The 22,034-nt window shown below is 48.3% G+C and carries 19 protein-coding genes; 9 read left to right on the top strand and 10 right to left on the bottom strand.

Features of this window, described 5'->3' with window-relative positions; translation table 11 throughout:
* Nucleotides 1–40 precede the first annotated feature (40 nt).
* Nucleotides 41–736: a polysaccharide deacetylase family protein gene (locus ACJJIE_RS10420; RefSeq protein WP_282931842.1), complete on the top strand. Its 696-nt coding sequence runs from the start codon at nt 41–43 to the stop codon at nt 734–736.
* 45 nt (nt 737–781) lie between these two features.
* The gene (locus ACJJIE_RS10425) at nt 782–940 is read left to right on the top strand and encodes a DUF1328 domain-containing protein (RefSeq protein WP_282931841.1); all 159 of its coding nucleotides are present in this window, start codon (nt 782–784) and stop codon (nt 938–940) included.
* A 25-nt stretch (nt 941–965) separates the two neighbouring features.
* Here the strand turns inward: ACJJIE_RS10425 and ACJJIE_RS10430 are convergent, their stop codons facing one another.
* On the bottom strand, nt 966–1,508 hold the full coding sequence (locus ACJJIE_RS10430) for a carboxymuconolactone decarboxylase family protein (protein WP_413664916.1): 543 nt from the start codon (nt 1,506–1,508) through the stop codon (nt 966–968).
* Between the two features lie 82 nt (nt 1,509–1,590).
* Here ACJJIE_RS10430 and dinB point away from each other — a divergent pair, with 82 nt between their 5' ends.
* The 4 genes from dinB to ACJJIE_RS10450 all read left to right on the top strand — a co-directional run bounded on the left by dinB (nt 1,591) and on the right by ACJJIE_RS10450 (nt 4,549).
* A complete protein-coding gene (gene dinB / locus ACJJIE_RS10435) occupies nt 1,591–2,667 on the top strand; it encodes a DNA polymerase IV (protein WP_282931839.1) in 1,077 nt (358 codons plus the stop codon).
* A 273-nt stretch (nt 2,668–2,940) separates the two neighbouring features.
* Nucleotides 2,941–3,468: an RNA polymerase sigma factor gene (locus tag ACJJIE_RS10440; protein WP_282931838.1), complete on the top strand. Its 528-nt coding sequence runs from the start codon at nt 2,941–2,943 to the stop codon at nt 3,466–3,468.
* 13 nt (nt 3,469–3,481) lie between these two features.
* Nucleotides 3,482–3,946, top strand: a complete 465-nt coding sequence (locus tag ACJJIE_RS10445; RefSeq protein WP_282931837.1) for a hypothetical protein — start codon at nt 3,482–3,484, stop codon at nt 3,944–3,946.
* 78 nt (nt 3,947–4,024) lie between these two features.
* A complete protein-coding gene (locus ACJJIE_RS10450; protein WP_282931836.1) occupies nt 4,025–4,549 on the top strand; it encodes a hypothetical protein in 525 nt (174 codons plus the stop codon).
* An 89-nt stretch (nt 4,550–4,638) separates the two neighbouring features.
* Here the strand turns inward: ACJJIE_RS10450 and ACJJIE_RS10455 are convergent, their stop codons facing one another.
* Genes ACJJIE_RS10455 through ACJJIE_RS10480 form a run of 6 tightly spaced genes read right to left on the bottom strand, consistent with a single transcriptional unit; the run spans nt 4,639 to nt 9,693 of the window.
* Nucleotides 4,639–5,097 carry a MaoC family dehydratase gene (locus ACJJIE_RS10455; protein WP_282931835.1) on the bottom strand — a complete coding sequence of 153 codons (459 nt, stop codon included), beginning with the start codon at nt 5,095–5,097 and terminating at the stop codon, nt 4,639–4,641.
* A gap of 49 nt (nt 5,098–5,146) precedes the next feature.
* On the bottom strand, nt 5,147–5,923 hold the full coding sequence (locus ACJJIE_RS10460) for an SDR family NAD(P)-dependent oxidoreductase (protein ID WP_282931834.1): 777 nt from the start codon (nt 5,921–5,923) through the stop codon (nt 5,147–5,149).
* 2 nt (nt 5,924–5,925) lie between these two features.
* Entirely contained in the window at nt 5,926–6,702 is a 777-nt protein-coding gene (locus ACJJIE_RS10465) for an SDR family oxidoreductase (protein ID WP_282931833.1), read from the bottom strand.
* A gap of 24 nt (nt 6,703–6,726) precedes the next feature.
* The gene (locus ACJJIE_RS10470; protein WP_444894546.1) at nt 6,727–7,779 is read right to left on the bottom strand and encodes a phosphotransferase; all 1,053 of its coding nucleotides are present in this window, start codon (nt 7,777–7,779) and stop codon (nt 6,727–6,729) included.
* Complete coding sequence (locus ACJJIE_RS10475; protein ID WP_444894547.1) at nt 7,772–9,004, bottom strand: acyl-CoA dehydrogenase family protein; 1,233 nt, start codon at nt 9,002–9,004, stop codon at nt 7,772–7,774. The genes ACJJIE_RS10470 and ACJJIE_RS10475 overlap by 8 nt, the downstream gene beginning before the upstream one ends.
* Before the next feature lie 14 nt (nt 9,005–9,018).
* Nucleotides 9,019–9,693 carry a histidine phosphatase family protein gene (locus ACJJIE_RS10480; protein ID WP_282931830.1) on the bottom strand — a complete coding sequence of 225 codons (675 nt, stop codon included), beginning with the start codon at nt 9,691–9,693 and terminating at the stop codon, nt 9,019–9,021.
* Between the two features lie 108 nt (nt 9,694–9,801).
* Between ACJJIE_RS10480 and ACJJIE_RS10485 the strand changes: the two genes are divergently transcribed.
* Nucleotides 9,802–10,695 carry a LysR family transcriptional regulator gene (locus ACJJIE_RS10485; RefSeq protein ID WP_413664907.1) on the top strand — a complete coding sequence of 298 codons (894 nt, stop codon included), beginning with the start codon at nt 9,802–9,804 and terminating at the stop codon, nt 10,693–10,695.
* Between the two features lie 225 nt (nt 10,696–10,920).
* Nucleotides 10,921–12,957: an oxidoreductase gene (locus ACJJIE_RS10490; RefSeq protein ID WP_444894548.1), complete on the top strand. Its 2,037-nt coding sequence runs from the start codon at nt 10,921–10,923 to the stop codon at nt 12,955–12,957.
* An 84-nt stretch (nt 12,958–13,041) separates the two neighbouring features.
* Here the strand turns inward: ACJJIE_RS10490 and ACJJIE_RS10495 are convergent, their stop codons facing one another.
* On the bottom strand, nt 13,042–14,307 hold the full coding sequence (locus ACJJIE_RS10495) for an MDR family MFS transporter (RefSeq protein WP_444894549.1): 1,266 nt from the start codon (nt 14,305–14,307) through the stop codon (nt 13,042–13,044).
* A gap of 636 nt (nt 14,308–14,943) precedes the next feature.
* On the opposite strand from ACJJIE_RS10495, the gene ACJJIE_RS10500 reads away from it, so the two are divergent.
* Nucleotides 14,944–19,713: a CapA family protein gene (locus ACJJIE_RS10500; protein WP_282931826.1), complete on the top strand. Its 4,770-nt coding sequence runs from the start codon at nt 14,944–14,946 to the stop codon at nt 19,711–19,713.
* A 127-nt stretch (nt 19,714–19,840) separates the two neighbouring features.
* Here ACJJIE_RS10500 and ACJJIE_RS10505 read toward each other — a convergent pair whose 3' ends face one another.
* Entirely contained in the window at nt 19,841–20,752 is a 912-nt protein-coding gene (locus tag ACJJIE_RS10505) for a transglutaminase-like domain-containing protein (protein WP_282931825.1), read from the bottom strand.
* 13 nt (nt 20,753–20,765) lie between these two features.
* Nucleotides 20,766–22,022 (bottom strand): beta-barrel domain-containing protein, encoded by a 1,257-nt coding sequence (locus ACJJIE_RS10510; protein WP_444894550.1) that lies wholly within the window; start codon nt 22,020–22,022, stop codon nt 20,766–20,768.
* Nucleotides 22,023–22,034: the final 12 nt, after the last annotated feature.

Below are 22,034 nucleotides of genomic sequence, written 5' to 3' on the forward strand. Positions count from 1 at the left end.
TCATTGACGGCTTTTTTTCTATCTGTGGAAACCCTAAAAAATGAAAATAATAATTAATGCTATTTGCATTTGGCTTTTTGTATTTTCAATCTGTGCCCAGGCAATTACCGGCAAGGATAAATGGGTAGCGCTTATTTTTGATGAGGGGCCCTCCCCCGACAAAACCGAGCCACTGTTAAAGCGGCTCGAGTCTTTGGAAGTGACCGCCACTTTTTTCCCTACAGGGCAGGAAATGGAAAGGTACCCGGAACAGACCCAGGCAATCATTCAGGCTGGGCATCAGTTAGGCAACCATGGTTACTCACACACAAACCTTTCCCAGATGCCTTTGAGCAGTGCCAAGGAAGAGATTAAAAAAACCTGTCGGCTACTACAAAGTAATGGCTATACCAGCAAGCCCATGTTTCTCCCTCCTCACGGAAAGATGTCTGACGAGCTGGGCACGCTTTTAAGTGATCACCAGTTCAAGATTGCTCACTGGGATATCGATCCTACTGAGCAACTGCAAGCAGGCGGCGCTCAAGTCGCAGCTGACTATATATCCCAAAAGGCAAAAGACGGAAGTGTGGTTCTGCTTCACCCCATGTATGGTCAGCACCATCAGGTAATGGAGGCCCTGCCCCTCATTACTGCGCAACTCAGGCAAAAGGGCTTCCAGTTTGCCACACTGGAGCAACTAACCCTGATGAAAGCAGGCGACCATTTGGAACCTGTGGAGCGGGACTCTATCAATTAGCGGAACGGGAGCCCAAGGCTCCCTCCACTCTATTGGGAGCCTCTTATGTTGCGCTGGGCTGTCACCTTCCTGGTTATTGCGCTGATCGCCGCCTTCTTTGGCTTTAGTGGCATCGCTTCGACCGCAACTGAAATAGCCAAGATTCTCTTCTTTATTTTCCTTGTGATGTTTGTGCTGGCACTGATTTTCGGCAGACCCAAGTAGAACAGCCGCCCAAGGGCGCCTGTTATTACTTCTTGTGAGGCACTCGGGTCGGCGCCAGGCTGAGCACTTCAGCAATGTGATTGGCCCCCAGTACCATCTCCATTACGCCCAACGCCTCAAGAATCTCATCATCACCGGCACCGAGCTTTCGCGCAGCGGCGATCAGGTGCTCGCGATGGTCATCAGGGGCGCTGTTGGCATTGCGCGCCAAGTCAAACAGGGCGTGCTCTTTTTCAGAAAAGTGCACATGCTTGGGGTCAGTGCGAATTCGCATCACTTCATCCGTTTCCACCCCAAGCATTTGCAGGGACATACTGTGATGGTAAATGCCATAGTCACAGTGGTTATCGGCTGAGACTGCCAGGCCAATGGCTTCTTTCAGCTGCGCCGACAAACAGCCGTGAATCATCACCGTCTTAAACTTGTACCAGTTTGCCTCAAGTAATCCCGGGTGTTGGGCGTAGACACGGAACAGACTGGGGATCCCCCCCAGCTCGTCATCAATCTCAGCAAAAACCCTGGCTACATCATCGGAAGCTGGGTGCTCGACCAACGGAATACTGCTCATTATTCACCTACCTGTCATCGCCGGGTGTCCAAGTGGCATAAATTACTTTCTGGCACGACATAACACTGTATATAATCACAGCATGAGAAAGATTATCCACTGTGATTGTGACTGCTTCTACGCTTCGGTCGAAATGCGTGACGATCCCAATCTCCGTGGACGCCCTTTGGCCGTTGGAGGCAGTAGCGACCGGCGCGGGGTGATCTCTACCTGCAACTATGAAGCCCGCAGCTATGGGGTTCGCTCCGCAATGCCTACCGCCCAGGCCAAGAAACTGTGCCCTGATTTGATTGTAGTACCCGGCAACATGGCTAAGTACCGGGAGGTCAGCGGGCAGATACGGGAGATATTTCTCGACTACTGCGATGATATTGAGCCCCTATCCCTGGACGAAGCCTTCCTGGATGTCACCGACAGTGGCCGCTGCCACGGCAGTGCCACCCTGATCGCTGAGGAAATCCGGCAACGGGTGCACGATACCCTGGGTATCACTATTTCTGCCGGGGTGGCCCCGAATAAATTCCTCGCCAAAATTGCCAGTGATTGGCAGAAGCCTGACGGATTGACAGTCATTACGCCGAGCGAGGTCGATCAATTTGTTTTGCGCCTGCCTATCAACAAAATTCACGGCGTGGGACGGGTAACCGCAGAGAAAATGCATCGACAAGGCATTCGCACTTGCGCGGATTTACGCAATTTTTCACAAGTTGAACTGAGTAAGAAGTTTGGCAAATTTGGCCGCCGTCTTTACGACCTTTGCCGTGGTGTTGACGATCGCCCGGTAAGCGGCGATGGCTCCCGCAAGAGTGTTAGTGTCGAGCGCACCTTTCGCGAAGACTTATTCAGTTTTGACGAATGGCTGGAACAGCTGACAGAGCTGTATATGCGTCTGCTGGAGCGCCTGGAAAAACTCGGCGATCGTTACGAAGTAAATGGCGCCACCGTTAAAGTAAAGTACGCAGATTTTACTACCAGCACCCACGAGCGCAGCAGCCGTGCCGGGCGTATTTCTGAATTCCGCCAGCTACTGCAGGAGTGTCGAGAAAAACGCCCTGCTCCCATCCGCCTTCTTGGGGTAGGCCTGCGACTCACAGACCTCCGGGCGGGGCAAGGCCCTGTTCAATTGCCACTACCCTTGCCGGAGCAAGCCTCTTTTTGACGCTTGATGGCTTAATTAGGCGCATCATCACTTATTGATAAATCTGGCGTTGGCCCTTACCCGAGCAACCACCTCTCAAACCAGGGGCAACTATACTTCGCAAGCCCGAAGATTCGTATCTGTCGTACCGTGACATCGGCTGAAATTATAAGTACTGGCCAGAGAATAATTGCGACGCAGAACCATACTACAATCTTCTTTATTGACGCCGCATAAACCAATACTCGGCCAGTGGTTCGAGGCGGGATAATTTGCGTACGGAGGCTCAAGACATTGTCTCTCAAAGAGTTACGCCAGCTATCTGACGAGGCGCTATTCCAATACTACAAGGAGTCGCGCAAACCTGCTGTGTTCCGTCAACTCTACGGCCGCCATAAAGATTCCCTGTATCGCTACTGTATGCAAATGGCGCCATCTTCAACCACTTTACTCTTGCAAAAACTCTGGCGTGGTCTTTTGGAAAATCCACCAGAACTGCACGGGCGCCTGCTTAAAAGTTGGCTTTACATCCAAGTCAATAAATTGCTCAAGCTTGAGGAATTTTCCAGTTCGAAGAAATCCGCGCATGAGTCTCCCCAGCAGAATAGAATTCTCGCAGCGATTCAAAATTTACCTTCTCAATTGCGCAATGTTTTATTACTGCATATGGAATGCAAGCTGCCACTGGCAACAGTGGCTGACATCGAGCAGCTCTCTCTCAATAAATGCCGCACCCTATATCATCGCGCCCGAACCGCACTGGACGAAGCGATATACGGTTCGGAGAGAAGACCTTGGCAAGTAGAAGTTATCGAAGAGTAATCGAGTTAATGCTATGAGCAATTGGGAAAATCAATATTTTAAAGAAGCCGAGACGTTGACTTCCCCGCAGCAGCTGGATGACGATCTATATAAAACAGCCCAAACCTATAAGCCGAAAGTAAACGTCAATCATCTACTCTCTCGTGCAACAGTAAGTTGTAGCTTGGTAACCGCCTTGCTATTGCTTCTTCATCCAGCCCAACACCTAGGTGCCTTCACTCACAAGGCAAATTCCACCGAGCAGCATTTGTACGAGCCGGCGTTAAGGGATTGGAAAGAAACTGTGATGGCAGTTACCCCAGCGCCAGATCCCTGGCTCGCACTACGCAATCAGGTAAATAGTGGCGAGTATATTGCCTTGTGCCACTATTGGCGGGCAGAACAGCAGGATGGAAGTGAAGAATCCCTACCCGATGAACTACGTAAAAGTGCTAAGCGTCACTGCCGGATTTTATCGAGCACGGCTTCAAGGAGCTAGAAACAACTGATATCAAGTTCAGGCGGCCAGTTCGAATTCTCACTCCCTATACAGTCTCAACTTAGCCACTACACTGTGGTGGGCATCTACGGTGCCGGCGGTCCTTCTGCCGGAGAAAATCCGGTACTAAAGTCGGTAATCAACCAACTTCAAGGGCGGATATTTTCCCACACACGAAAGCTAACTATTTACCGTCACCTTAAAAATGGGATTTCGCGCAAAAAAGCAGCGATATTGTTTGGCTACAGCAGAGGGGGAAATGCTGCAATAAAAATCGCCAATGCACTTGGCCGGCAAGGCATCTCTATACAATGCCTGGTGATATTTGATGCCCACAGCATCAATGACAAAAGAAAATTCAAACTCAAATATGACAATATCAAAAGGGCTTACAACTTCTTTCAAAGAAACCCCAGAACCGCTGGAAAATATGGCTGGTGGGGTATAAACCCCTATTGGGGATGCACCCTATTCTCACCATTTATCGAAGTCCAACAGTTTGACTTTACTGGTGAGTACTACAAAAAAGGTATTCCCGCTTCTCACTTGAACATTGTTCGCATGGGTCTCAACACCCTTAAACAACAAGAAACATTTTTGTAAACTCGCCTTAAACAACTCTCAAACAGATCGAAACCACCACTTTCCTCTGCGACTTAGAAACATGGTGGTCCGGCCTGATACTGATCCCACTAGGTAATCTGTAGGAAAATCCACTCTGCAACTAAAGCTGGCTTCGCCTCGCCCTCTATTTCCATTGTTACCATCAGCTTAATTTGATAGTGGGACTCTTTTTTCTCCATAATATCCAGTATTTTCCCAAATACGCGCACCCGGCTACCGGTCTTTACCGGGTTGATAAAGCGGACTTTATCCAAACCATAATTCACCCCCATATAAGCACCTGTAACCGTTATCTGTAGAGCCCCTACAAAATAAGGCAGCAGTGACAGTGATAGAAAACCATGGGCAACCGTTCCCCCAAAAGGCGTTTTCGCCGCGGCCTCTGGGTCTACATGAATAAACTGTCGATCCAAGGTGCACTCAGCAAAGCTATCAACTCTCTGCTGGTCAATTTCAAACCAATCTGTGGGCTCTGTTTCAAAACCAATGTAATAGCCGAGGCTATCAGGTGAAATTTCTACAGGCATCGAAGGCTCCTTTTCGATTCTCTATTCGCTTTCTCAGCGACTCCCAACCTCAATAGGCCGAGAGGCCGCCATCTACTGCCAGTGCCTGCCCGGTAATGTAAGTCATTTTTGGGGAAACCAGCATCAACATGGCCGCTACGACTTCTTCCGGCTTGCCCAGGCGTTTCATCGGGCATCCCTCAGCGAGAAACGCTTGAACTTGTTCAGGGCTGGCATCTTCAGTTGCAATATCGGTAACCATCGGGGTGAGGCAATAGAAGGGGCAAATTGCGTTTACACGGATACCGTACTTGGCGTTTTCCATCGCTGCCGTTTTGGTCAGGCCGATCACACCATGTTTTGCCGCTGCGTAAGAGGCAATCTTGGGAGCGCCGCCCAGCCCCGCCATAGAGGAAACATTCAGTACAGCTCCGCTGGTCATCTTCAATAGGGGCAACTGGTGTTTAAGCCCCAGGAAAACACCCTTTAGGTTAACGTTGTACTGAAGGTCCATCATGGCCTCTTCTGTCTGCTTGAGAGACATCATTGGAGGCGCGATTCCAGCATTGTTAACAGCGATATCCAGCTGTCCAAATTCTGACTGAGCCAATTGCGCCAAAGCAGCGCAATCAGACTCTTGGGAAACATCACAGTGCTGGGCGCGCACAGCAATATTTTGGCTTCCCAGTTTGTCCGCCAACTGCATCAAAGCCTCTTCATTGATATCTCCCAATACCAAACGAGCACCCCGAGAACCAAGTTCCTCGGCCAGTAATTTTCCAAATCCACTGGCAGCGCCGGTAATCAATGCGACTTTATCGCTAAAATCGAGAATTGGATCATGCATGGTTAAATCCCCCCACAAGAAGTCAAACCACCATCCACAACGACACATTCTCCAGTCGTATAACTGGAAGCGTCGGAGACCAAGTACAAAACTGTACCCGCCATCTCTTCCGGCTCCGCATGGCGGTGCATGGGAATATGGCCAACTGCAGTTTTATAAATATCCTCGTGGGAAAACAATGCCCCGGCGAATTTGGTTTTTGTAAGCCCTGGTAGTAAAGCATTCACCCGGATATTAAATTGCGCACACTCCTTGGCAAACGCTTTGGTCATATTGACTACCGCCGCCTTGGTGATTGAATAAATACCCTGCCCTACACCCGGTTGCAAGGCATTCACTGAGGCGGTATTTACAATAACGCCACCACCCTGCTCTCGCATCAATTTGCCAGCTTCTACCGACATAAAGAAATAACCGCGTATATTGACCTCTACCGTCTTTTCGAAGGCCGCTAGATCAGTATCAAGAATATGCCCAAAATAAGGGTTGGTTGCCGCATTGTTGACTAAAATATCCAAGCGACCAAATCGCTCGCGAATATCGCCAATAACCTGCTGGATATTATCCATATTGCCAATATGACAGGGGATCGCATCGGCACAGCCACCGGCATCCACAATGGCATCAGCTACGGCCTGACACCCTTCAATCTTTCTGCTGGAAACCAAAACATGGGCACCCTGCTCAGCCAAAAGTTTTGCGATGGCCTCACCAATACCCCGACTGGCACCTGTCACTAAGGCAATTTTTCCCGAGAGATCAAAAATATTCTTTGCCATTTCTTATCCTTATAATTTCAGAAGTTAACCGTTAGCAGCGATATCCAATGCAGCTTGTGCGAGGGGTTCCACCAGGGCTCCCAGTTTTGCCGCATTTTTATTGGAGGCATTGCCGTCTTTTGCACGCTTTACCACCCCCTGAACAATCGCTGCCAGGCGAAAGAAGCTAAAAGCCAGATAAAACGGCCAATTATCAATCCCATCAATACCCATTCGCTGGCAGTATTTGGCCACATACTCTTTTTCGGAGGGGATGCCCAAGGCCTTTATATCCAAGCCTAATAGGCCGGACATTTTATCTTTGCCAGCGGGCATTCGCATTTGCATACACTGGTAAGCGAGGTCGGCATAGGGATGTCCCAGTGTGGAAAGTTCCCAATCCAAAAGCGCTATGACCTTGGGCTCCTGAGGATGGAAAATCATATTATCGAGCCGGTAATCACCGTGCACCAACGCGATACGCCCATCATCATCCGGTAAAACGTCACCCAACCAGGCCATCAACTCATCCATTGCGGCAATGGGCTCCAGCTCAGAGGCTCGATATTGAGTGCTCCAGCGGTCCAGTTGCCGCTGGAAATAATTACCAAGTCGGCCGTAATCCGAAAGGCCTACGGCATTAATATCCAAACTGTGCATAGCCGCCAGTACACGATTCATTTCATCGTACATAGCGCTGCGCTGCTCGGCGTCAACTTCCGGCAGTGCTGCATTCCAGAATATCCGGCCCTCACAATATTCCATTAAATAAAACATAGAACCGATCAGGTCCCGGTCCTCACAGAGGTGCAATACCTTGGGCACCGGCACCTTAGTATCGGCGAGTGCCGACATTACCCGGTACTCCCGATCTACGGCATGGGCAGATTTCAATAACTTGCCCGGAGGTTGGCGCCGCAAAACATAAGATCGCGCCGGGGTCTGCAACTTGAACGTGGGGTTAGACTGGCCACCGGGAAATTTGGTGACCGTTACAGGCCCATTGCAACCGTCGACTTTGCCGGACAAATATTCTTGCAGTCGCTCAACAGGCAGCTCTTCCACAGAGCTGCGCAAATTGTTTACCGTCTCAGTCACTGAGTCCTCCATGATTTTCCGCGGCGGCATAGTGAGCAGCCAGGTTTCTGCCCAACTGCATCATATGGACTTGATCGGGACCATCCGCCAGACGGATAGTCCGAGCATAGGCATAGTGATGGGCGAGGCTGTAATCCTGCCCCAATCCCGCGGCGCCGTGAATCTGCATGGCGCGATCTATCACCTTACAAGCCATCTGTGGCGCGACAATTTTTATCATTGCGATTAAATCTTTGGCCGCCTTATTACCCAACCGATCCATTTGCGCAGCGGCCTTCAGAGTCAGCAGGCGTGCCTGCTCAATTTCGCAGGCAGATTTGGCAATATCTTCCCGCACCGATCCCTGCTTGCTCATCGGGCGGCCAAAGACAATGCGCTGCTCCGCGCGTGCCGACATCATTTCCAGCGCTCTTTGAGCCTGGCCAATTAACCGCATACAGTGGTGTATCCTGCCCGGCCCCAAACGTCCCTGGGCAATTTCAAAACCGCGCCCCTCTCCAAGAATTAAATGGCTTGCGGGCACCCGGACATTTTCAAAAATCACCTCTGCATGCCCTTCCGGTGCATCGTCATAACCGAATACCGTCATCGGGCGAACTATTTTGACTCCAGGCGTATCGGTGGGTACCAGGATTTGCGATTGCTGCTGGTGACGATTGGGATTTTCCGGGTCGGTCTTACCCATCACGATCATCACTTTACAGCGTTTATTCATCAGGCCACTGATATAAAACTTGTGACCGTTAATAACGTAACTGTCGCCATCGCGGATAATCGACGTTTCGATATTAGTGGCATCGGAGGAGGCAACCCGGGGTTCGGTCATAGCAAAGGCAGAGCGAATTTTTCCATCCAAAAGCGGGGTTAACCATTGTTCCCGCTGGGCCTCAGAACCGTATTGAGCCAAAACTTCCATATTGCCGGTATCCGGGGCATTACAGTTAAATACCTCCGATGCAAAAAGTACTTTCCCCATTTCCTCAGCCAGGGGTGCATACTCCAGGTTATTGAGCCCGGCACCGTAACGGGAATCCGGTAAAAACAGATTCCAGAGTTCCGCTTCCCGGGCTTTAATCTTTAATTCTGCCAAAATCGCCGGCTCTCCCCAGCGATCCTCCTGCAACTGCTGCATAAATATCGCTTCGGCGGGATAGATATACTCCTGCATAAAATTTTGCAGGCGTTCCAGCAGTCCTTTTACCTTGTCTGAGTATTCAAATTCCATCGTTACCTGCCCAATCAACTGTAAGTGATATATTCGTGACGCCCATCCCGATCCAGGTGCGGCACATGATTGAAACTGTGCAGACTGATATTTTCTGCACTGAAAAATAAACGGCTAACGGCTGTGTTTTGGATTTGCATATTGAGATTGGCGACGGTGGAAATTGAGCCGCCCAATATTTGCGTCAACATCATGGCAATGGCACCGCCCGAACTAACAACCAGGGTTCGGCTGCCTTTGGGGCTATCGCAAATGTTTTTAAGTGCATCTGCGATTCTGGCTTCAAAATGCGACCAGGTTTCCGGTGGACTGATCTCACCGGCGGCCCAAGCCAGCATCCCCTTCTTCAGGAATCGATAAAAATCGGCGCGACTGGCACCTGCTCCCGGTGCCCGATCCGGGTATAGCTCGCTGTAATGCTTGGCAACCGCTAGAAAATCAAATTCATTAAGCTGGGGGAGTACACTGCGGGTATTTTCACCGGGGAGTTCCAGCCCCTCGCAAATGCCGTCCAAAGTTTGCCGGTGCCGGGTTAGGTTGCCACACAGCAACCGGTCGAAACGAATACCCTTATCCCGCCAGTATTCACCCAGCCAGCGCGACTGTTGCCAGCCGGTATCGGAGAGATTGTCATAGTCATCGGCCCCAAATGAAGCCTGTCCGTGACGTACCAGAATAAATTCAGCCACCTATTTCCCTCCCCTTTTGATCTCCCCAACCCTATCTCCAGCATTTGAATCATCAAAGTTTATTATGCGAATATTGAATCATTCATGAGAGTGATGACGGTGGCAGCAATGCAATTACAGCGAATCGACATGAACCTCTTTCCCGTGCTGGAGGCGATATACACAACCCGAAACCTGACTCGTGCCGCTGAGCAACTGCATATCACCCAGCCGGCTGTCAGTAATGCTCTCGCGCGACTTCGCCGTACGTTAGACGACCCACTATTCACTCGCAGCCCCACCGGTATGGCACCGACGCCACTGACTGAGGGCATTATGCCGAAGGTCCAGGAAGCTCTTTCTCTACTGGGGGCAAGCCTTAGCGAGCAGCGTCATTTTGTGCCACAGGAAGCCAGAAAAACCTTGCGGCTCTCCATGAACGATATGGCGGAGACTTTCCTTTTACCCAGGCTGCTGGAAGTGCTGGAGCAGGAGGCCCCAGGTATCACTGTCGAGTCTTTCCAGGTCCCAAGGGAGCAGCTGGTCAAGGAACTGGCCGCCAACACCCTGGACTTTGCCCTGGATGTTCCCGTACCCACTTCCCCACAGATAAAACAACAGCGACTGATGAACGATCGCTACCTGTGTATGTTGCGCCAGGATCACCCCTTGGCGGATTCCGCCAGCCTTACCCTGGAACAGTACCTGAAGCTGGAACATATCCATGTCTCCAGCCGTCGGAGTGGTCCTGGCCTGGAAGATATTGCCCTGAACAAGTTAGGGCGCCGTCGCAATGTGAAATTGAGGGTCCAGCACTACCGGGTCGCACCGTTAGTGGTATTGAGAACCGACCTGGCACTGACAGTCCCCGCCAGCCTGGCGCGACAGTACTCAGCCCGATTGTTTGAGCTTCCGTTTCAAATACCGCAAATGGACTGGCACCTGCTGTGGCATAAAAATCAACACGACGATCCCGCCAATCAATGGCTGCGAAACAAGTTGGTAAGCTTGGTAGAGGAGTAAATGAGCCTCTGTATACGTCGAGACAGGGAACCCTTAAAAAACACTTTATTTATAGATGAGAATGGGACGCATCAAGGTTAGACGGGGCCCGTAATTGATCACTGAATTCGACCGGTTAAGTCACTGTTTCACAGTGGGCCGTCTTGTTATCCTGCTGGGCAACGATATGCACTTTTTTGCATATACATAAATGAACCCTAAAGGTTACAAGAAGAGAAATTTGCCATGTCCCAAGCCTACCCTAATATGCTTGCCCCCCTGGACCTGGGCTTCACCACCCTGAAAAACCGGGTGCTGATGGGCTCCATGCACACCAACCTGGAAGAACACCCCAATGGCTTCACCCGTTTGGCGGCCTTTTTTGCCGAACGTGCCCGCGGTGGCGTTGGCCTGATTGTAACCGGTGGTATTGCCCCGAACGAAGAGAGTGGCGTATTCCAGGGCGCTTCGAAGATGACCACTTCGGAAGAAGCCCAGCAGCACCGCGAAGTCACCGATGCTGTTCACGCTGAGGGCGGCAAGATCTGTATGCAGATCCTGCACACCGGCCGCTACGCCTACAACGAAAAGCTGATTGCACCCTCTCCCATCCAGGCACCGATCAACCCCTTCACCCCGCGTGAATTGACCAGCGAGGAAATCGAAGGCCAGATCGATGACTATGTACGCTGCGCCACCCTGGCTCGCGAAGCCGGCTATGACGGTGTGGAGATCATGGGCTCCGAGGGTTACTTTATTAACCAGTTCATCGTGAAACGCACCAACAAGCGTACCGATGAATGGGGCGGCTCCTTCGAAAACCGTATCCGCCTGCCGATCGAAGTTGTGCGCCGCGTACGGGAAGCCGTCGGTGAGAACTTTATTATTATTTACCGCCTGTCCATGTTGGACCTGGTAGAAGATGGCAGTGACTTCGATGAAGTAGTGGCTCTGGGCCAGGCTATCGAAAAAGCTGGCGCCACAATTATCAATACCGGCATCGGCTGGCACGAAGCGCGCGTTCCCACTATTGCCACCAGTGTTCCCCGCGCGGCATTTACCGATATCACCGCCAAGGTGAAAAAGCACCTGTCTATCCCGGTAGTCGCCAGTAACCGTATCAATGTGCCGGAAGTCGCCGAAGAAGTTCTGTCCTCCGGCCAGGCTGACATGATTTCCATGGCACGCCCCTTCCTGGCAGACTCTGAGTTCGTCAACAAAGCCGCCGAAGGCCGCGCCGACGAGATCAACACTTGCATTGGCTGTAACCAAGCGTGTCTGGACCACACTTTCCAGCTGAAACTGACCTCCTGCCTGGTAAACCCCCGCGCTTGTCACGAAACCGAATTGAACTACCTGCCTACCGACAACGTGAAAAAGGTAGCTGTAATCGGCGCCGGCCCTGCGGGCATGGCCGCATCTACCGTTGCCGCAGAGCGTGGACACGAAGTAACCCTGTTCGAAGGCAGCGATAAGATTGGTGGCCAGTTCAATATCGCCAAGCAGATCCCCGGCAAGGCAGAATTCCAGGAAACCCTGCGCTACTTTAAGCGCCGCCTGGAAGTCACCGGTGTTGAAGTAAAACTTAATACCATCGCCACAGCGGAAGATCTGCAATCTTTTGATGAAGTGATTATTGCTACCGGTATCGAGCCGCGCACTCCACCGATCCCCGGCATTGAGAGCGATAAAGTCCTGGGTTACCTGGATGTACTGAAGCACAAGAAGCCGGTTGGCGAGAAGGTTGCCATTATCGGAGCCGGCGGTATCGGCTTTGATGTAGCGGAGTACCTAACCCACGATGGGCCCCACTCCACAGAAGATGAAGTGGTCGCCAGCGATAAGGAAGAGTTCTTCAATGAATGGGGTGTCGATATTGCCCTGGAGAATCGCTCCGGCCTGAAGCCACGCGAAGCAGTAAGCTCTCCGCGCCAGGTGTATTTGTTGCAACGCAAAACCACCAAAGTGGGTGCAGGCCTGGGTAAAACCACCGGCTGGATTCATCGCGGAAGCTTGCAGCATCGCAAGGTAGAGATGATTGCCGGTGCCCTTTACGACAAAATTGACGATAAAGGCCTGCATATCCGCGTTGGTGAAGAGGAAAAGGTACTGGAAGTCGACAATATTATTGTCTGCGCCGGTCAGGAGCCTGCACGCAAGCTATACGAAGCTCTGCAAGAACGCGGCGTAACCACCCATCTGATTGGTGGCGCTGATGAAGCCGCAGAACTCGATGCCAAGCGCGCTATCGACCAGGGCTCACGTCTCGCTGCCGAGATCTAATTTCCCGGCGATCACAAAATAAAATACCCCCGTTGACCAGAGTTGGCGGGGGTATTTTTTTGCCCTTAAATTCTGTATCCCGTGCTAGGAGACATTGGCGACTCGATCCGCGACTACCGTTCCCTCAGGCTCAGGCCACTCAGGGCGAGACAGATACTCGGTAAGGCGATAGAGCACGAACACAACTCCACATAACGCCACTAACAAGCCGTATAAGGCCGGGCCACTCCACCATTGAATAATCACTCCACCAATTAATGGCGCCATCGACCAGCCAATGGCATAAAAGGAAGAGGCCCCAAAATAGGTACCGCGTAAATGGGATGGTGCCAGCCGGTCAATTTGAATGCTCATGGTTGGAAACAAAATTGCCTCAGCCAGACTCAAAATAAAAGTCGCTCCGAGCCAACCCCAAAACCAATCTACCGGATTTAGGGCATACCAAATCTGGGAGATCGACAAAATACCCAACCCAATCACAATACGGGTGTTAATGGCCAGCGGCCCCATTAACTTCATAATGGGAAACTGCAGTAATACTATCGTCGACGCATTAACAAAGATCATGCTGGATATCAGCTCTACCAATCCCGGCGCTTCAGCGCGGGTGAGGTATTGCACCAAGCTTGAATCCATATGCGCGTAGATAAACAGCGTTAAAATATTCGCAATAATCACCACCAGAAATACCTGATCACGGCGCAATACCGAGAGCGTATTTCCCAGAGATACGCCCGCATCCCTTTGCTTACTCGCTAAACGCCCGCTCTCGGTTCTGGCAAAACCCCAAACAAAGGCCAGGGCTAAGAGTAAGTAGCTGATAGAGGTGAGCCCAAAAGTGGATTGCTGCGCACTCAAACCAGCCCAGACACCCACAATCGGCCCCAGCGCGGCCCCCACATTAATCAGGAAGTAGCGGAATTGCAGCGCCAATTCACGGCTGGCTTGATCGTCAATTAAATCGCCTATCAGCGCACTCGCCGGCGGTTCCCACACCGCGCGACCGATAGCACACAGGGTCATCGCACAGATAAATCCTGCCAAGGTTTGCGTCACAGCCAACAAAGCAAAGGAAAAAATACTCACAATACAGCCAAGCAATAGCATATTGCGACGCCCATAGCGATCCGATAGTGCACCGGTAAAGAAGCCCAATACAGCAGCACCAACGGCAGATGCACTCAAGATCAAACCAATTTCAGCCGCACCGAGGTGAAACTTTTCAAATAGAAGGATGGCCAGGAAAGGCCAGACCATAAAATAAGTTCCACGGCTAAAAAAACTGCCAATTAAAATAATCCAAACTAACGGAGGGAAGCTCCTCAAGCTTCTCCACCACTTCCCATTCATGGTTACTACTCCAATAGATTCACTGCCAACAATTCGATAGAGGCACCTGTCCTGTATGGTTTAAGTTGACTGGTTCCAGATAAAAGAATGGCGCTAAGGCCACTCGGCGAGTCCCCGCAAGATATTGGTACAAATACAAACCCGGAAGGTTCTTTCACTATTCGGCCAAGGTACCCATCTTTCGGGGGAGGGCAAGCAGCCTACCTCAGCAAATTAAGAGGCAGACAAAGAAGAGTTTCAGTAAGTAAGATGAATTTGAGACAAACAACCTATATTTACCGACAAAAAAACCCGAGATGATAAGATCCCGGGTTTCCTTCTTGGCAGAAAATGCTCCTGCCCTACGGCTAAACCTTGGTATTAACCCACACTGTTAATTACAGGTTAATAGAGAATAATCTGAGTGAGTTACACAACAATCATTCTGAATACGGTTACCCAATACTATCCGACAAGATTTGTTTTGAAAACCCAAATTGACAGATAAAACAAAAAATATTTGCCACACCGTCCCCCCAGTACAAACCACTAAAAGCAGAATCTTCCCCCCCGTCTATACTCGTTCAGGAAAAGCACCCGAGCCGACCAGCAGAAAAAATACTGCCACGCTTTTTTAATAGAGAGATAAGTCGCGACATGTCCCTATCCAACATGCTCGTTCAAGTGCGTGCTCAAGTTGAGCAGGCTTTGACTAGGCTACGCCCCCCATACACCATCTTCTTCTCAGTTAGCGATGCTAAACAACGTGCAATTGTCCGGCACGCGACTGCAAATAGTTTTAAGGATGTGTGGCAGAAACTTGCAACATCCATACAAAAAGCCACCAAATCCAACAAGATGAAGCCCTGTTGGTTGAGGGTCGACTGGGTAACTAGAAAAAGCATAATGACCATCGCAGGCCTGGAAGAAGTGCTTGCAGAAACCAAGCGATCCTATTTCCGTTTTGGCTTAGCCCTTGATGAAAATTGTCAAATCGCATTTCTTGAGCAAGAACTTAATGCCAATGCCATGCTCTATGGCGGCAATCAGGTCAAACACGTCATTATCAATGAGAATAATTTTCTTGCTTATGCCAAAAAACGTTTTGGACCTCAAACAGAGATCGATTTTTCAGAAAATAACACGGCTGTTATTCTGTCAACGCTGGGTATTTTTTGCGAGTTGAATCAAGAACCGGTATATCTGTATGGACCAGGTCTAAATGCTGGCCGCCGGATTACCAATGAATTAGACGTTGAAAATGTCACCGATTTAATTGAAAGCGGTAGCCGCTATCTGAGCACACAAGTAAAACCTAATGGAAGGTTCCACTACGGCTGGCATGCCTGCTTTGATAAAAAGATCCAGGCCTACAACAACCTCCGTCATGCAAGTAGTACCTACGCCATGATTGAGGCATGGGAGGTGACGCGGGAAGAAGAACTAGAAAAAGCCATATTGCGATCATTAACCCATCTAACCACAGAACTCATAAAAACAGCTGTCCTCCCCTCTGGTGATGAAGCTGCTTTTCTTGTGGAGGAAAACTCGGAAATCAAGCTTGGCGGCAATGCTGTTTCCCTATTGGCACTTGTAAAATTCTCCGAAGTAGAGGATACCCAGAAATATGCGGAACTAATGAAGCAACTGGCAACGGGTATCGAGTTCATGCAGGACTCCGAAACCGGTCAGTTCTTTCATGTACTTGAATATCCCTGCTTGGATGTGAAAGACAAGCACCGCATCATCTATTACGACGGCGAAGCCGCATTTGGCCTAATGCGCCTTTACGGGTTTAGTAAAGATTCTCGATGGTTAACCATAGTAGAAAAAGCGTTTGAATACTTTATTCAGGCAAACCATTGGAGAGCCCATGATCATTGGCTGAGTTATTGCGTAAATGAGCTGACTCTATACCGCCCTGAGGAAAAGTACTATCAATTCGGTATTCGAAACTTTTCCAGCCACTTAGACTTTGTAGAACACAGGATTACTACATTTCCAACTCTACTTGAGCTAATGATGGCTGCTGAAAAAATGGTCTGTCGGCTACAGGAGTCCCCAGAATACCAGTATCTACTCGAACAAGTCGATCTAGAACACTTCTATCGTGCACTACATAAGCGTGCCATGTATCTCCTGAATGGCTACTTTTGGCCAGAATTTGCAATGTTCTTTCAAAATCCAGCCAAAATTGTAGGCAGCTATTTTATTAGGCATCACGCATTCAGAGTGCGTATCGATGACGTTGAACACTACTTATCGGGCTTTGTGGCTTACCGTAAACTCCTACTAAAACCCCAAAAAATGACTAAAAAAAACGAGAAATATTCTCTTGAAAGTGAAAATCAGCCGCCATTACAACCCCAAGATATACTCCCGGTGTTAGCTTGGGGCGGCGATGTCAATCTATCCCGGAGACAGCATTATCGGACAGCACAATTTGGTGTTGAAAAGGTACTTGGAACCATCTCAGCACTAAAGAATGCAGATATCAGTGTTATAAACCTGGAATGTGTCGTAGGTACTGAAGGTGAACAAGGTGCTGAAAAAGGGGAAGCTTCACCTTACTATTACCGGGCCCGCCCAGAGATGCTGTCAGTACTGATAGAAGCGGGTATAGATGTAGTAACGACTGCAAATAATCACAGCGGTGATTACGGACCTGAAGCTCTACTCGAGCAAAGGCATTGGATTGATTCAACTGGTATAGGCCATTGTGGGTCTGGCGCCAATATAGAAGAGGCCCTCACACCAGTTTATAGGCCCGCAGGTTCACTAAACGTGGCAATTTTCTCTATCGATGCAACCCAACCCCATTTTGCCGCCGGCCCTACTATAGCCGGCTGTGCCCACCTACCACTCACAATGCCAAGTCTGTGGTATGACACATTATTACCAAGAATTACAGCAGCGAGAAAAAAAGCAAATGTAGTGCTGGTAGCCGTGCACTGGGGGAAAAACAGGGAACCAGCCCCCAGCGAAGATGAAATAGCCATAGGCCATGCCATTGTTGATGCTGGAGCTGACGGCATCCTAGGCACAAGTGCGCACAACCTTCAGGGTATTGAAGTCTATCAAAACAGGCCAATAATTCACGATGCCGGAGACCTCTTATTTGATGCCGTTCGCCGAAACCTTGCAGACAGTGGAATATTTCGATTGCACCTTAGTGAAAGGGGTGTCGAGAAAATAACTTTCGCTCCGGTAGGAGTAGGCTTTGGATTTAGTAAACAACTGAGCGGTGAAAAGGCTAAAGAACTTACAGAACGATTCGCCAAAATGTGTGCAGATTTAGATACCAAGCTAGCTATTAACGAGGATTTCAGTGGGTCTGTTTTACTATCACCTCCCCCACGAAAAAGTCGCAAGCTACCTCATTTATACAAGACTCAATATAACCGTACGACAATCAATGAACCTCGCCCGCTAAAATCTAATTGGCACGTTGAAGCTGTACCTATCGACGCCCGCATTCCACCTATTCAATGTGGCCCTCTACAACTACTAGGTGTCAGATTCTATCCAAGAGAGATCAAATCAAGACAAATTTTATGGGTCGAATCATTTTGGACTACAGATCAAAAAGTTGAGGAAGACTATCGGCTCGATTTCCGCGCTATGCCAATAAAGAAAACAACGATGCCTTATTGGGGAAAATCCATGGATCATGACCCATGTGATTGGCAAGTACCCACCACAAAATGGCAACCAGGAATTATCTATCGTGACCTCTATGGATTACGCGCACCGGCAAAAAGTGAAATTGAGCCTATTCATCTACAGCTTCTAGTTGGGCTGATTTCAAATGAGTCACAGATTAAGCCAGTTTTAGTTGGGGGGATGATTACGCAATTCAACGTAGCAAATAAAACACTGCCAACAAGGCCAAAAATTCCCGTATACAACACCAAATTTCCTCCAATTGTATTTCAGCATCACCCTGGACAAACTTGGGATGCAGAGCAGCTTGAGGCCTTATCTGGGGGAAAGTGGATTACTCCACCTCCAAAAGGATGGTTCGTACGCAGTGTAATTTCAGGAAGCAGCTTTATCGAAGAATCACTTGATCCAATACTATTCGTTGCTCATACCAAATTAGATAGAACATATCACGAGCGCAGCTCTAAACAGCCTACAAAGTTATGGGATTATCACAAAAAATTACCCTCATTCGCCCACAAAATTGCCGGAGCAATTGTAGCAAAACCAGTTTCAGGCCTTCCGGATGGTTTCCCTTTACTCTTAGTGGATGATCCTCTCAAGGTAATCATTGAGCTTGGACTTGCGGCAAGAGATCGATTTCACGGTGAAGTAATAGCTATCACCGGAACCGCAGGTAAATCCACAACTTTGAAAATGATTACCCAAATGTTAGGCCCAAGAGAAAAAATTCTTTCCAGCATTGGAAACTATAATTCTCGCGTAGGGGCTCCCTCCATGATGGCCAGCCTTAATCAAGATCATGAAGTTGCAGTTATTGAAGTTGCACAAAGTGCACTTTGGGTAAAACGAGGACCGATAACTAGACAAGTAAAACCTACTATCTCTTTAATTACAGAAATTGGTATGTCTCAAACTAGTCACTTGGTAAAAAGTGTCGAAGATACTGCAAAATGGAAATCGCGTATTTTTGATGGTTTAACAGGGGCATCTATTGCAATTATTGGGGAACACCTCAAGTGCTTTGAGTACATTCTGGAAAAAGCTAAAAAACATGCGAAAAGAGTCATTATCTTTGGCGAAAGTTCAAATGCAGAGGTACAAGTTCTTCGAGTACGAAATGAAGAAAGTGGTAGCTGGGTACAATTGAAGTTTCCAAAACGAGAACTTGAGCTCCGGGTACCAGCCCCAAGTATAGGGATGTTACACAATGCTATCGTTTCAATCTGTGCAATTTATGCATTGGACAGGGACCTTGATGAAGCAGCGATGCGACTTCAGGAAATTAGCCTAGACGAGGGGCGCCTGCAACGCGCTGATATCAAAATACACGATAAATCTATCAGCTTGATAGATGATAGCTGGAATGCAACCGTCAGCTCAATGCTCAACGCATTCTCAGTATTTGCTGAGGCGGCCCCCCATAAAGGTGGACGTAAAATAGCCGTTTTAGGTCGCATCGTCCACCTGGGTGAAAAAGCAAAGGAACTACATGAAAGCTTGGCTGGTCCACTTCTGGACAGTAAAGTTAACTGGGTAGTCACCCATGGGGATGAAATGAATTATCTCCGGGCAGTTCTGCCAGCTGAAATACTCGGCCCTCACTTCTCTGAAGCTCCACCTCTGGTTACTTACCTGGCTGAGTTTTTACAAAATTCTGACCTTGTTCTCTTAAAAGGGTCCAGAAGAGATTCTGATTTTGGCAATATTCCCTCCTTGCTGGATAAGCTACAGAAAATGGGGGAAGCAATTGAAATAGAGTGAGAACAGAACTTATACCAAGGCTGCCAGCCCCCTTTAAAGCTTTAAGGAGACTCTAAATAATTTTGAAATGTCTCGACATCATGCTTAAAAAACATTCAGGACTATAAAGAGGCACCCTCGCAAGAAACTACCTTATGCTCCATTCTATAGATACCTTGGTTTTGTCTATATTGCCTTTAAAGCTCTTTGGCCATAAATTTGACCAGACCCAGGTAAAATCTCTAGTTAGGGTAATTTTACTGATTTTTCCCTTACCAAAACCATAGCCAAAACGGCCTTCCTGCGCCAAATTAGGATCAACTGGGATCCAGCGACCGTTAGTATAAACTTCAGCTGCATGATGGTTAGGCTGTTTAAAAATTTTTCTTTTTGTAAATAGAAATTCAGAAGTTGTCCGTGCCGGATACCCCATTGATCGTGCAAGCGCAACAAAAAGTGAAGCATACTCAGTACAATCCCCCTCGCGCGATTCAAGCCCAGCCAAAGCTCCCTTTGTTGGTTGAATTTTATATTCAATCATTGCTTGCGGCATCAAGAAAGCTGCTCGCAAACGGCCCTCTTCATCCATAAAAGTATTCTGTATCTCTAAAGATAACTTCTTAATTGGCAAAGAGTCAGATTCAATATACTTCGACGACTGTAGATACCTTTTATCGGGAAAGGGCTCACGTCCCCGAGGTATCTGAGCATAATTATAAGACGATAGTATTAAATCAAAATCAATTCTTCTGGTAACTGTTGCACCAGCAGGGATATCCAGCGTAAATTCCAAGTATTTGGAGTCACCCTTCTTATGCTTTCTATAAGTAAGCCCCTCAGAGTAATCATACCTGACCTCCTTTAAGGACTGCTGCAAACCATGCTCCACAGGGATAGATAATCTTTGAATATATCCTATAGCATCCTGTCCTGAAGTATTCTGTATTGTTATTTGAGCAGAGAGGGTAACCGGACGTGAATTAGCCTGCACTAAGGAAGAACAGCCGAACAATCCAATAAAAAAAGAAAGCACAGAAGCAAATATTCTTGTTTTAAGCATTAGAAATATACCACTATCTCTCCCGAAGAGCTTCATTTGCCTTATTAATTGGTTTCATCAAATAGTCAAAAATAGTTTTTGATCCAGTTTTAATATCCACTGTTGCAATCATACCTGGAACGATTGGAAATTTAGTGCCGATTTTATTAACCAGAGAGTCAGATTTGGTAAGAATAAAGACCTTGTAGTAATACTCCCCCGGTACAAGTTCATCCTGAATTGTATCAGGAGATATAGTTGTCACTTCACCATCCAAACCTCCATAGATGGCATAATCATAAGCAGTTATTTTTACTTTTGCTGCCTGACCCGGTCGAATAAATGCGACATCCCTTGGAGAAATTTTAGCTTCAATTAGAAGCTGGTCATCAAGTGGTACTATCTCCATAATCTTACCGTTCGGAGGTATAACACCACCAATTGTGGTCACTTCAATTGCTTTAACGATTCCCCTTACTGGAGATTTATGGGTAAGCCTAGTTAGTGAATCGGATCGGCCCTCCATTACGGAAGAGAGCGCCTCAACTTCAGCACTAAAGTTAGCTAACTCCTCGCGAGCTTTCACCATATACATAGACTGAATTTCATGGATCTTTGTTTCCAGTTCTGATTTTTGTCTCTGCAAACGTAAAAGATCAACGCTGCTGGCGGCACCAGAATCAACTAATGAGCTCGTTATTGACAACTCTTTATTGACCAGTTTTAAGGTTTCTTTTGACCCCTTCAAAGATTCAGCCAGTCCACTTTGCCGCGTGTCGAATAATTTTTTCTCTTTTGCAATTAACTCACCATGCTGGGCAAGCTCTTCTGGAAATTTTAAATGTGTCTTATTCACCTCTGCACTCAGGCGTGCAACACTAGCCAATGCAGCCCTATAACGAGCCGATATTTCTTCTACATTTGAACGTAACTTTGTAGGATCTAGCTGGGCCAATACTTCGCCTTGCTCTACGATATCGCCCTCAGAAACTTTTAGCTCTGCAAGTATTCCGCCTTCCAGAGACTGAATAACCTGAGAACGTGAGGTGGGAACTACCTTACCACTACCAGAGGAGACTTCATCAACCTTGGCAAGATATGACCAGGTACCTAATGCGGCAAGTAAAAGAAAAAACATCCAAACTATTCTTCCAGAACGTACTAAAGACGCATCATCAACATCATCCCCATACTGTTTTTCATCATTCTGAGAATCAATATCAAGGAGAGCAACACGTTTTGGCTCTCGCCGCTGATTTGATATCAAATCAGAATCACCAGGAAATGACATCGTACCTACTCC

The organism is Microbulbifer maximicatervae (SeqCode) (genome assembly GCF_052467325.1).